The sequence below is a fragment of the Nocardioides sp. GCM10030259 genome (assembly GCF_042666375.1).
Taxonomy (GTDB): domain Bacteria; phylum Actinomycetota; class Actinomycetes; order Propionibacteriales; family Nocardioidaceae; genus Nocardioides.
Genome location: NZ_JBHTDF010000018.1, coordinates 96,294 through 108,083, shown reverse-complemented (window position 1 = coordinate 108,083; position 11,790 = coordinate 96,294). Strand labels below are relative to the sequence as shown.

Sequence of the window (11,790 nt, the reverse complement as noted above, 5' to 3'; positions counted from 1 at the left end):
CTGTTGAGTCGGGCCCAGCTCAACCCAGGGCGGCGTTGACGACCTCGCGCGCCTCGTCCTGCACCTGCGCGAGGTGGTCGGGCCCGCGGAACGACTCGGCGTAGATCTTGTAGACGTCCTCGGTGCCCGACGGCCGCGCGGCGAACCACGCCGACTCCGTCGTCACCTTCAGGCCGCCGATCTTCGCTCCGTTGCCGGGCGCCTCGGTGAGCTTCGCGGTGATCTCCTCGCCGGCGAGCGTCGTCGCGGTGACGTCGCCCGGTGACAGCGCCGCGAGCGCGGCCTTCTGCTCGCGGGTGGCCGCCGCGTCGATCCGGGCGTACGCCGGCTCGCCGTGCTGCTCGACGAGCGCGGCGTAGTGGGCCGAGGGTGACGTCCCGGTGGTCGCCAGGATCTCGGAGGCGAGCAGCGCGAGGATGATGCCGTCCTTGTCGGTCGTCCAGGTCGAGCCGTCGAGCCGCAGGAAAGACGCCCCCGCCGACTCCTCGCCGCCGAAGCCGAACGACCCGTCGATCAGGCCGGGCACGAACCACTTGAAGCCCACCGGCACCTCCACCATCTCCCGGCCCAGCGACGCCGCCACCCGGTCGATCATCGACGACGACACCAGCGTCTTGCCGATCCGCGCGCCGGCCGGCCAGCCGGGCCGCGCACCCCCGAAGAGGTGCCCGATCGCCACGGCGAGGAAGTGGTTGGGGTTCATCAGGCCGGCGTCCGGCGTGACGATGCCGTGCCGGTCGGAGTCGGCGTCGTTGCCGGTCGCGATGTCGTAGCGGTCGCGCTGCGCGATCAGCGAGGCCATCGCGGCGGGTGACGAGCAGTCCATCCGGATCCTGCCGTCCCAGTCGAGCGTCATGAACCGCCACGTCGCATCGACCAGAGGGTTCACCACGGTCAGGTCGAGCCCGTGCCGGTCGGCGATCTCGCCCCAGTACGCCACCGACGCCCCGCCGAGCGGGTCCGCGCCGATCCGCACGCCCGCCGCCTTGATCGCGGCGAGGTCGACGACGTTCGGCAGGTCGTCGACGTACGTCCCCAGGAAGTCGTACGCCGAGGCCGCGGCGCGGGCGCGCGCGAACGGCACCCGTCGCACCTCGGCCAGCCCGCCCCGGATCAGCTCGTTGGCCCGCGCGGCGATCACCGACGTGGCGTCGCTGTCGGCGGGACCGCCGTGCGGCGGGTTGTACTTGAAGCCGCCGTCCGCTGGCGGGTTGTGCGAGGGCGTGACCACGATCCCGTCGGCGGTCCCGCCGGCGCGGTTGGCGCGGATGATCGCGTGCGACACCGCCGGCGTGGGCGTGTAGCCGTCGCGGTCGTCGACGAGCACGGTGACGTCGTTCGCCGCCAGCACCTCGAGGGCCGTCGCCCACGCCGGCTCCGAGAGCCCGTGGGTGTCGCGCCCGAGGAACAGCGGCCCGTCGTACCCCTGGGACCGTCGGTGGTCGACGATCGCCTGGGTCGTCGCGAGGATGTGCGTCTCGTTGAACGCCGTCCGCAGCGAGGACCCGCGGTGCCCGCTCGTGCCGAACGCGACCTGCTGATCCGGGTCGTCCGGGTCGGGGACACCGGTGTAGTACGCCGTCACCAGGTGGGCGACGTCGACGAGGTCGGTGGGCTCCGCGGGCTGTCCGGCGCGAGGGTCGTTCATGGCGCCATCATGGCGCGTCGGCATTGTGATCTGTCCGACCCGTGGACCGAGGTGTGCGCCGGGTGGTCGGTGGACACCCTCTCAAGTGGTCGGCCCCGCTGCCGATGAACACACTGTCACCGTCGCACCCCCCGGGCCACCATGTCTCTCGTCGCTGTCGCACCCGCACCGATCCCGCCGATCGTCGCGAACATCCACCTTCCCCACCGCGCGTCCGCGCAGGAGCACGGGGAGCCGTTGCCCCGCCTCGGCGCCATCGCCCGGCGGACCGGGCTGAACCTGGCGATCGGCTGCGTCGTGCCGGCCACGGTGTTCTACGCCGTGTTCCACGTCGCCGGCGTCTGGACGGCGATCATCGCCACGCTCGCCTGGTCGTACGGCACGCTCGCGTGGCGGGCGCTGACCGGCCGGCGGATCCCGGGCCTGCTCGTGCTGACCACGGCGGTGCTGACCGGGCGCACGGCGCTCGCCCTGGTGATGAACAGCGCGTTCCTCTACTTCCTCCAGCCGATCATCATCGACATGGCGATCGCGACGGTCTTCCTGCTGTCGCTGCGCACGGGACGGCCGTTGGTCGCCCGCATCGCCGGCGACTTCTACCCGATCGACGAACGGCTCGCCGCCCGCCCGCGCATCCGCGCCCTCTTCCGCCACCTCACCGTGCTGTGGGCGACGCTCTGGGTCACCAAGGGCGTCCTCGGCCTCTGGCTGCTGCTCACCCAGCCGCTGCACGTCTTCATCCCGATGAAGGCCGTTGCCGTCCTGATCGTCAACGTCAGCGCCATGGCGATCACGATCGCGGCCGCGGCGTACGTCGGACGCCGCGAGGGGCTGGTCGGCGCGCGTCAGCGCGTCTCCTGACGAGTGGTGCGGCAGCAGCCGCCTCCCGGGGCTTCCCCGTCCCTGGAGGCAGCTGCCGCGTGCACGACCCCTCGTGTGTGACCCGTACAACGACAGTTGCTGCGGCACTCGGGGCGGGCTGCGTGCCCCGCACTTCCTGTGCCTGGGACGCCGCCGACGGCGATGCTAGCGACGCGGCCGCTCCGTCGACGAGCGCCACGCCGCAGTGTGGACGGAAGTCGTCCGGAGATCGATCCGGATCCGGCCGCCGTCCTGCATCCCCGATCTGGGGTACCTCATCGCGTCCTGACGCAGGAGAGCACCCGGCCGGGTGAGCCTGTGGGCGGCACCGGGCGCACATAGTGACAAGCGTTGCGTCCATTCGGGAGGGGGCCGAGACATGGTCGACAGCGAGCAGGGCAACGGGCAGGACAACGGGCAGGACAACGGGGAGTCCAGGGGGAACGAGGACCTGCTCCCGCTCTTCGGGGGCATCGCACTGGGCATGGCCCTCATCGGGATCGTCTGGGCCGTCGTGGCGTTCGCGACCGGTGGGTCGGGCGAGGGCCCGGAGGTCGGAAGCGAGGAGTGGGACGGCGCGAGCGCCCCTGCGCTGGCGCAGCCGACCGTCTCGACCGGCCCGACGGAGCCCGATGCCGCCGAGCGGTGCCGCGACGCCGTCGACCTGCTCGAGGCCCCTCTCGCCGAGGCCGACCCGGCGATGAGCCAGTGGCAGGTCCACGTCGGCGCGATGAACAAGCTCGTCGTCGGAGAGATCACCCTGGCGCAGGCCAGCGCCTTCTGGAACCAGACCCGGGTCGGTGCCCATCGCCGGATCGAGAACTTCGACGAGGCGTCGGAGCAGCTGGAGCGGGAGGGTGTGGACTGCCCGGCGCCGGACCTGCTCGGGTCGGAGTCGACCGGCGCCCTGCGGGCCTGCAGCCGGCAGGTGCAGGCGGACGTCGCGGTGCTCGGCGTCGCCCGCACGGCGGTCACCACGTGGCGCCACCACGTGCGCGACATGGACCGCCTCAAGCTCGGCAAGATCTCGCCCGACGACGCGACCCGGATGTGGCTGTCGATGTGGGAGCGCGGCCAGCGCGAGCTCGAGGCCTACCGCATCGCCGTGCGCGCCGCCGAGCGTGGGCCCGGCTGCGGCATCGGCGCGTTCGCGCTCGAGCCGACGGAGCCGACCGAGACGACGGAGCCGACGGTCTCGCCCGACCCGTCCGAGACGACGGACCCGACGGACCCGTCAGACACGGCGGACCCGTCCGAGACGACGGACCCGACCGACCCCACGGAGTCGGCGGACCCGATGGACCCGATGGAGTCGATGGACTCCATGGACTCGATGCACTGAGCTCCCTCGCGGGGCGTCATCGCGACGCGCCCGGCTCGTCCTGCCGCTTCTCGTCCTGACGGCGCCGCCGCTTGATCTCGGCCCGCGCGAGGACGTAGGCCAGCACCACCGGCCACACGTAGTGGGCCACGTCCAGGACCTGCTCGACCCATCCCGGCAGCGACCAGTCCGGCAGGTCCGGGAGCGGGACGCCCGGCAGGTCCGGCCGGGGGAGCGACGGCAGGTCCGGGAGGTCCGGGAGAGGGAGGTCGATCCGGAGGGAGAACGCGAACCGCGCCAGCAGCACCGTCAGCAGGATCGGTACGACGACCTTGGCGACTCCGCCGACCGTCTGGATCACGGCGTACCGCTCGGGATGGGCGCGGACGGCCTCCTCGTGCCGGGCGGCCTTCGAGCCGGGCGCCGGGACCAGGTCGACCTCGTCTCCGTCGGTGTGCACCGTCGCGCGCCGGGGCGCACCGAGCGTGCTGAACCGGACCTCGAGCCGCCCGGTCGGCGCCTCGAGCCGGATCTTCTCGTCCATCGACTTCTTCTCGGCCGCGAGCTCGTCGTCGACGTACCAGCGCACCCGACGGCTCAGGCCCTCGTCGGCCTCCACGCGGTGCGTGCGGCCCTCGACGGTCGACGTCCAGGTCTGGGTGCTCACCCGTCAAGGGTCGCCGCGGCCGCGGCCACGCACATCGGCCGCAGGTCGGCGGCGGTCCGACTTTGGTCGGACCGCAGACCGGTCAGGAGTAGCGGCAGGCGCCGCCGGACAGGCCGGACGTCATGTCGTCGCCTGCGGTGTCGTACGCCGCCCAGGCCCCGGTGCGGTTGACGACGCAGATGCGGTAGGCGGCCTGCTCGGGGTCGGTCAGCTCGTACTCCGCGATCCGGTTCTGCTTCACCAGGTCGACACCGGTCGCCTCGACCACCTCGTCGGCCGTCGCCGGCAGCGGCTTGCCGTCCGCGACCCGGTCGGTCAGCCCCGTGACCAGCAGCTCCAGGTCGATGGCCGCATCGAGGCGGCCCACGAGGGCGTCGACCTCACGCAGCGCGGCCGCGCACGCGCCACCCCCCGTACGCGCCTGCTTCTCGGACTTCCGGCGCAGCGTCTTGCTCCACGAGTCGTAGACCCAGGCCTTGGCCCGCGGCCGGTCGGCGTAGCCACCGGCGATGCAGAACCCGTCCCGGTCCCCGTTCAGCACCGGAAGGTAACCCACGGACATCTCGCGCGAGTCCGGGTCGACGAGCTTGTTGCCCTTCAGGAGGCCCGGGAGCTCTCCGTGCTCGGCCCGGAAGTCCTTGATCGTCGCGACCCCGGCCCGCACCGCTGCCTTGGCGGTCGGGGACGGGTCGGCGGCGTTCGCTGCCGTGGGCGCCGCGAGGGCGAGGGCGGCGCCGGCGGCGACGAGGGCGGTGCGGAGCTTCACGGTCTTCCTCCCGAGGGTCAGATGGCCCCGGAAGTATCCACGAGCCGCGCGGACCCCGCAGCGGAACGCCGGAACTCCTCAGGGGTAGGTGATGCCCACGGTCTGCTCGCTCAGCTGCCACAGCCGGCGCTGCGCCGTCTCGTCGTACGACAGCCGGTTGCTCCGCGTCACCTTCGGGCGGCCGCCCCACTCCAGGAAGCGGTCCGGGCCGACGTACGTCGCGCCCGGCAGGTCGGCCGTCGCCGCCATCAGCGTCGGCCAGGCGCCCTCGGCGGCGGTGTTGGGCGACACCAGCTTGATCGCGCCGTCGAGCACCGACGCGATGCCACCGGACGAGCGGCCGTACTGCCCGTTCGCCGCCAGGTGGGTGGACGCGAAGCCCGGGTGGGCCGCGAGCGCCTTGACCGGGAGCTCGGCCCGCCGCAGCCGGCGCTCGAGCTCGTAGGTGAAGAGCAGGTTGGCGAGCTTGGTCTGCCCGTAGGTCGACCAGGTCCGGTAGCGTCCGTGCGGCGCCCGCGGGTCGTCGAGCGGCGCCGAGCGCGCGACCCGGTGCATCTGCGACGAGACCGTGACGACCCGGGCGTCCTCCGACGCCACGAGCTGCGGGAGCAGCAGCCCGGTGAGCAGGAACGGGCCGTAGTGGTTGGTCGCCATCTGGAGCTCGAGGCCGTCGCCGGTGCGGGAGTACGGCGTGCCCATGACGCCGGCGTTGTTGACCAGCGCGTCGATCGGGCCCAGGCCGGCGATGGTCGCGGCCGCGCGCCGCACCGACGACAGGTCGGCGAGGTCGAGCTCGACGGTCTCCAGCGCCGCACCGGGCACCTCGTCGACGATCGCCTTGTGGGTCTCTTCGAGGCGGGCGGGGTTGCGACCGGTCACCAGCACCCGCGCTCCGCGGCGGGCGAGCTCCAGCGCCGTGAAGTGACCGAGCCCGCCGAGGGTCGTGCCGGTCACCAGGACCGTGCGGTCGGCCTGCTCGGGGATGTCGTCCGTGGTCCAGCGGTCGGCGCGGGTCACGGGGTGGTCGCCATGGCGTCGATGATGCGCTGGCCCAGCTCCCGGTCGCCGACCACCTCGACGGTGCCCGGGTCGGGATCGCAGCGCCCGCCCGCCAGGCGGATGAAGGCCTCGCGCTCCATGCGCAGCAGGACCGAGGGGTCTGCCGGTGCGTCGGGCAGCCGCTCGCCCCGGCCCGCGTCGTTGACGGCGAACGCGAACGGCAGGCTGCCGTCGAGCTCGAGCACGACGGCCGTGCCCGCCGGCGCGCCCACGCGCTTGGCCACGACGTACCCGAGTCCCTCGGCGAGGTAGTCGGCCGTGTGCCGCGCGGCGGCCGAGCCCATGCCGCCCGGCCGGTCGACCGCGCGCCGGATGTCCTGCTCGTGCATCCACACGTCGAGTGGCCGATTGCGCAGCAGCGTGCGCCAGTCCCACGGCACGCCGCCGAAGATCGGCTCCGGCTTGCCCGCGGCGTCGGTCGGCGGGTCGGCGAGCAGCGCGGTGTGCCGGGCCGTCGCGGCGGCCCGGATCTCGTTGATGATCGCGTCGGGGCTGGCGTCGCGGCGGGTGACGACGCCGATCTCGGTGTAGAGGCCCATCAGGCCGGTCACGTGCGGCGGCTCGCCGACCTCGGCGGTCTCCTCGGGCTGCCCGGCGAGGATGCCCTCCAGGTGCGCGACGTGTGACGCGACCGCCTTGACGTCCCATCCGGGCAGGTCGGTCGGCCGCGTCCAGTCCTCGGGCGACAGCTCCTCGAGCAGCTCGGTGAAGTCGTTGATCGCCTGCCACCACACCTCGACGTACCCGGCCAGCAGCTCGCGATCACCCATGATCTGCACCCTAACCATTCGCGGCGGTGCCGAATCACCCCAGTGCCAGTGAGATCGCGATCGCGATCATCGTCACGCCGATCAGCACGTCGAGGACCTGCCAGGCCCGCGGTCGCGCGAGCCAGCGGCTCGCGTAGCGCGCCCCGAAACCCAGGCCCGAGAACCACAGCAGGCTCCCGGCGCACGCGCCCACCGCGAACCACCAGCGTCCGGGGGACCCGTGCTGGTTGGCGATGGTGCCGAGCAGGAGCACGGTGTCGAGGTAGACGTGCGGGTTCAGCCAGGTGAGGGCCAGGGCGCGCGCCGCGACTCCGCGGCGGCTGACCGTCACCCGGTCGGCGGCGCGCAGCGTCTCGGCCCGGCGGGCGCGCAGCAACGAGCTCACGCCGTACCAGGTCAGGAAGGCGACGCCGAGCCAGCGCACCACGTCGAGCGCCCACGGCGCCCGCTCGACGATGCTGCCGATGCCGGCGACGCCCGCGGTGATCAGCACGACGTCGGAGAGCGCGCAGATCGCGACCACCATCCCGACGTGCTCCCGCGCGAGTCCCTGCCGCAGCACATAGGCGTTCTGCGCGCCGATGGCGATGATCAGGGACAGCCCGGTGAGCAGGCCGGCGAAGGAGGAGTCGAGCACGGCGCAACGCTAGGTGCGTCGGCCGATGAAGACCAACGAATGTTTCTGCAGGACCATTAGCATCGCTTCATGGACCTCGCGCCCGGCCAGCTGGAGGCGCTCGTCGCGATCGCGGACCACGGCTCCTTCGAGGCGGCGGCCAGGCACCTGCACGTGACGCCGTCGGCCGTGAGCCAGCGGATCCGGGCGCTGGAGTCCGAGGTGGGTCAGGTCCTCGTGCAGCGGACCACGCCGTGCCGGCCGACGGACGCCGGCGAGGTGCTGGTGCGCCTGGCCCGGCAGACCCGGCTCCTCCACGACGAGGCCCGCGACGCCCTCGCACACGGCAGCCTCGGCACCGTCGACCTCCCGATCGCCGTCAACGCGGACTCGCTGGCGACCTGGTTCCGCGCCGCCCTCGGCGAGGTCGCGGGATGGTCCGACGTGCGGCTGCGGCTGCACGTCGAGGACCAGGCGTTCTCGGCCGACCTGCTGCGCAGCGGCGGCGTGCTGGCCGCGGTCACCTCCGAGCCTGTAGCGGTGCAGGGCTGCTCGGTCGAGCGCCTCGGTCAGCTGCGGTACGTGCCCGCCGCGGCCCCGGAGGTCGTCGAGCGCTGGCGACGGGGGCGCGGCCCGGACTGGTCGGCGATGCCGATGGTGGTCTTCAACGAGAAGGACAACCTCCAGCACGACGTGCTCGCGGCCCGCGGCGCGGCCGAGCCGCCGGTCGTCCACCGGGTGCCGACCTCGGCCGACTTCCTCGAGGCGGTCGGCCTCGGCCTCGGCTGGGGCATGATCCCGGAGCCGCAGCTGACCCCGCTGGTCGGGTCGGGGCGCCTGGCCCCGCTGGGCAGCCGGCTGCACGTCGACGTACCTCTCCACTGGCAGCGCTGGCGACTGGACTCGCCGGTCCTGGACCGCATCACCGACGTCGTACGACGGAGCGCGCGAGCGGCTCTCAGGCGGGGCTGACCGCCGCCATGTGACCCGGCGAACAAGCCGCCGCGGACTGCTTCATGTTTGTTCACTTCCTGTTCAGAATTGTCAGGCCTCGCAGTCACGGGCGCTCCCTAGCGTCCTCGACGACAACAGGACGGATCAGGCGCTGCACACGGCGGCGCCCCCTACCTTGAGAGGCAAGTCCCTGTGAAGCGAAACACCAAGATCTTCCTCGCCCCGGTGGCCCTGCTCTCCGTGCTCGCGCTCGCTGCCTGCGGCGGCGCTGACGCCGGCGACGACAGCGGCGACGGCGGCGAGGGTGGTGCCAGCGGGAGCGTCGTGGTGGACGGCTCGTCGACCGTCTTCCCCATGAGCACCGCCGCCCAGGAGCTGCTCAACGAGGAGAACCCCGACGTGCAGGTCACGGTCTCCGAGGCCGGCACCGGCGGTGGCTTCGAGCGCTTCTGCAACGACGAGACCGACATCTCCGACGCGTCCCGTCCCATCGAGGACGACGAGATCGCGGCCTGCGAGAAGAAGGGCATCGAGTACACCGAGCTCCAGGTGGCCACGGACGCCCTCACGGTCGTCGTCCACCCCGACCTCGCCGTCGACTGCCTCACCACCGACCAGCTCATCAAGCTGTGGGAGCCGGGCTCCAAGATCACCAACTGGCAGCAGCTCGACCCGAGCTTCCCCGACCAGGAGGTCGCCCTGTTCGGTCCCGGCACCGACTCCGGCACCTACGACTACATGGCGAACGACGTGATCGGCTCCGAGGAGGAGGCGACCCGTGACGACTACGAGGCCTCCGAGGACGACAACGTCCTGGTCCAGGGCGTCGCCGGCACCGAGGGTGCCACCGGCTACTTCGGCTACACCTACTACGAGGAGAACCAGGACACCCTGAAGGCGGTGAGCATCGACGACGGCAACGGCTGCGTCGAGCCGTCCGCCGAGACCGCCCAGGCCGGCGAGTACACCCCGCTGGCGCGGCCGCTGTTCATCTACGTGAACAACGCCAAGTACGCCGACAGCGCCGCGGTCAAGGAGTACGTCGACTTCTACATCGAGAACCTCTCCGACATCGCCGAGATCGGTCAGTTCATCCCGCTCAGCGACGAGCTGTACTCCGAGACGCAGTCGAACCTCGAGGGCATGACGTCCTGACTCGAAAGGCCCGTTGACCTGCCATGAGCAGCCTCAGCAGCGCCGCAGCGGGCCCGCCCTCCGGGGCGGGCCCGCTTGGGGCGCCCAACCTCAGTCCTCGGCCGCGACCCGGCGAGGCCGTCATCAGGTTCGTCCTGATGGTCTCGGCGTTCCTGTCGGTCGCCATCACCGTCGGGATCCTCATCGCCCTCGTCGAGCCGGTCGTGCACTTCTTCGGCCAGGTGCCCCTCGGCGACTTCTTCGCCACCGAGGGCCGCTTCGCCGTCATCCCGCTGGTGGTCGGGACCCTGGCTGTCACCGTGATCGCGCTGCTGGTGGCCGTGCCCCTCGGCCTCGGTGCTGCGATGTACCTGTCCGAGTACGCCGGCCGCCGGGCCCGCAAGATCCTGAAGCCGACGGTGGAGCTCCTCGCCGGGGTTCCGTCGGTCGTCTACGGCTTCTTCGCGCTGTCCTTCGTCACGCCGACGCTGCTCCAGGACATCCTCAGCATGGACGTCGGCTTCACCAACGCGCTGGCGGCCGGGCTCGTGCTCGGCGTGATGATCATCCCGACCGTCGCGTCGCTGGCCGAGGACGCGATGTCTGCCGTGCCGCACTCCTTGCGCCAGGGGTCCCTGGCCATGGGTGCCAACCGGATGCAGACCACGCTCCGGGTGGTCTTCCCGGCGGCCCTCTCGGGCATCGCCGCGGCCGTCGTGCTCGGCCTGTCCCGGGCCGTGGGCGAGACGATGATCGTCGCCCTCGCCGCGGGAGCCCTGAAGAACATGAGCTTCGATCCGCGCGAGGGGATGCAGACCATGACCGGCTACATCGCCCAGACCGCCGGCGGTGAGAACCCGGTGGGCTCGGTCGAGTACAACTCGCTGTTCGCGGTGGGCCTCCTCCTCTTCGCGATCACGCTGATCATCAACGTCATCAGCATCGCCCTCGTCCGTCGTTTCAGGCAGGTCTACTGATGAGCGTCGCAGCCTCCACAGCTCGCGAAGTCACCGCGAGCGTCGTCGCCACCGGCCGCAGCCGCGACAAGACCCCGGCCTCGCTGGTGTTCCTCGGCCTGCTGTGGTTCTCCCTGTTCTTCGGGGTCATGGTGCTCGTCGTCCTGATCGTGGACACGGCGGTCGCCGGCGCGGGCCGCTTCGACTCCGAGCTGCTCACCAACTACTCCTCGCGCATCCGCCCCGAGTCGACCGGCTTCCGCGCCGGCATCCTAGGCTCCCTGTGGCTGATGCTGTTCACGACCCTCATGGCCGTGCCCCTCGGGATCGGCGCGGCGCTCTACCTCGAGGAGTTCGCCGACAAGGAGCGCTGGTACAACCGGCTGATCGAGCTCAACCTCCAGAACCTCGCCGCGGTGCCCTCGATCATCTACGGCCTCCTGGCCGTGGCGGTCATGTCGCTCCTCGGCTTCAAGCAGACCGGCATCGTGCTCGGCGGCGCCGTCGCGCTCGCCCTGCTGATCCTGCCGGTCATCATCATCACGACGCGCGAGGCCGTCCGGGCGGTGCCGACCGAGATCCGGCAGGGCTCCCTGGCCCTCGGCGCGACGGTCTGGCAGACGACCTGGCGGCAGACGCTGCCGTCGGCGATCCCGGGCATCGCGACCGGCACCATCCTCGGGCTATCCCGGGCGATCGGTGAGGCGGCGCCGCTGGTCGTCGTCGGCCTCGCCGGGTCGGTCCTCTTCAGCCCCACCGGCGTGCTCAGCCCGATCACGGCGCTGCCGATGCAGATCTACTCCCTGACCTCCCAGTCGCAGGAGGAGTTCCGGGAGGCTGCGTCCGCGGCCATCATCGTGCTGCTCGTCATGATCCTCGGGCTCAACGCCCTGGCCATCTTCATCCGCAACAAGTTCCAGAGAACCTGGTAGGAGACACCTCGTGGCAACCACCCCCGCGACGTTCAGCACGGGCGCGAGCATCTCGGACGACCTGATGATGTCTGTAGCCGACGAAAGCCATGAGCCCATGCCGGAG

Annotated in this window: 12 protein-coding genes; 6 read left to right on the top strand and 6 right to left on the bottom strand. The window is 71.8% G+C overall.

All coding sequences use genetic code 11. The features are described 5' to 3' along the window. Positions 1 to 19 precede the first annotated feature (19 nt). On the bottom strand, positions 20 to 1,648 hold the full coding sequence (pgm, locus tag ACFQQI_RS13645; protein WP_378564022.1) for a phosphoglucomutase (alpha-D-glucose-1,6-bisphosphate-dependent): 1,629 nt from the start codon (positions 1,646 to 1,648) through the stop codon (positions 20 to 22). A 141-nt stretch (positions 1,649 to 1,789) separates the two neighbouring features. On the opposite strand from pgm, the gene ACFQQI_RS13640 reads away from it, so the two are divergent. Together ACFQQI_RS13640 and ACFQQI_RS13635 are read left to right on the top strand one after the other, a co-directional pair. Beyond that, complete coding sequence (locus tag ACFQQI_RS13640; protein WP_378564019.1) at positions 1,790 to 2,509, top strand: VC0807 family protein; 720 nt, start codon at positions 1,790 to 1,792, stop codon at positions 2,507 to 2,509. Positions 2,510 to 2,888: 379 nt separating this feature from the next. Next, complete coding sequence (locus tag ACFQQI_RS13635) at positions 2,889 to 3,851, top strand: hypothetical protein (RefSeq protein ID WP_378564016.1); 963 nt, start codon at positions 2,889 to 2,891, stop codon at positions 3,849 to 3,851. Positions 3,852 to 3,867: 16 nt separating this feature from the next. On the opposite strand, the gene ACFQQI_RS13630 is transcribed toward ACFQQI_RS13635, so the two are convergent. From ACFQQI_RS13630 to ACFQQI_RS13610, 5 genes are all read right to left on the bottom strand, one after another. Beyond that, positions 3,868 to 4,497: a hypothetical protein gene (locus ACFQQI_RS13630; RefSeq protein ID WP_378564013.1), complete on the bottom strand. Its 630-nt coding sequence runs from the start codon at positions 4,495 to 4,497 to the stop codon at positions 3,868 to 3,870. Between the two features lie 82 nt (positions 4,498 to 4,579). Then, positions 4,580 to 5,263 carry a hypothetical protein gene (locus tag ACFQQI_RS13625; protein ID WP_378564010.1) on the bottom strand — a complete coding sequence of 228 codons (684 nt, stop codon included), beginning with the start codon at positions 5,261 to 5,263 and terminating at the stop codon, positions 4,580 to 4,582. A 78-nt stretch (positions 5,264 to 5,341) separates the two neighbouring features. Next, entirely contained in the window at positions 5,342 to 6,280 is a 939-nt protein-coding gene (locus tag ACFQQI_RS13620) for an oxidoreductase (protein ID WP_378564007.1), read from the bottom strand. Continuing rightward, positions 6,277 to 7,092 carry a maleylpyruvate isomerase family mycothiol-dependent enzyme gene (locus tag ACFQQI_RS13615; RefSeq protein ID WP_378564004.1) on the bottom strand — a complete coding sequence of 272 codons (816 nt, stop codon included), beginning with the start codon at positions 7,090 to 7,092 and terminating at the stop codon, positions 6,277 to 6,279. Before ACFQQI_RS13615 ends, ACFQQI_RS13620 begins: the two co-directional genes overlap by 4 nt. A 34-nt stretch (positions 7,093 to 7,126) precedes the next feature. Then, positions 7,127 to 7,729: a LysE/ArgO family amino acid transporter gene (locus tag ACFQQI_RS13610; protein WP_378564001.1), complete on the bottom strand. Its 603-nt coding sequence runs from the start codon at positions 7,727 to 7,729 to the stop codon at positions 7,127 to 7,129. A gap of 69 nt (positions 7,730 to 7,798) precedes the next feature. On the opposite strand from ACFQQI_RS13610, the gene ACFQQI_RS13605 reads away from it, so the two are divergent. The 4 genes from ACFQQI_RS13605 (at position 7,799) to pstA (ending at position 11,684) form a co-directional block, all read left to right on the top strand. After that, complete coding sequence (locus tag ACFQQI_RS13605) at positions 7,799 to 8,680, top strand: LysR family transcriptional regulator ArgP (protein ID WP_378563998.1); 882 nt, start codon at positions 7,799 to 7,801, stop codon at positions 8,678 to 8,680. Positions 8,681 to 8,854: 174 nt separating this feature from the next. Then, complete coding sequence (locus ACFQQI_RS13600) at positions 8,855 to 9,817, top strand: PstS family phosphate ABC transporter substrate-binding protein (RefSeq protein ID WP_378563995.1); 963 nt, start codon at positions 8,855 to 8,857, stop codon at positions 9,815 to 9,817. A gap of 23 nt (positions 9,818 to 9,840) precedes the next feature. Then, the gene (gene pstC, locus ACFQQI_RS13595; protein WP_378563992.1) at positions 9,841 to 10,773 is read left to right on the top strand and encodes a phosphate ABC transporter permease subunit PstC; all 933 of its coding nucleotides are present in this window, start codon (positions 9,841 to 9,843) and stop codon (positions 10,771 to 10,773) included. Beyond that, entirely contained in the window at positions 10,773 to 11,684 is a 912-nt protein-coding gene (gene pstA / locus ACFQQI_RS13590; RefSeq protein WP_378563990.1) for a phosphate ABC transporter permease PstA, read from the top strand. The genes pstC and pstA overlap by 1 nt, the downstream gene beginning before the upstream one ends. The last annotated feature ends 106 nt before the right edge of the window (positions 11,685 to 11,790 follow it).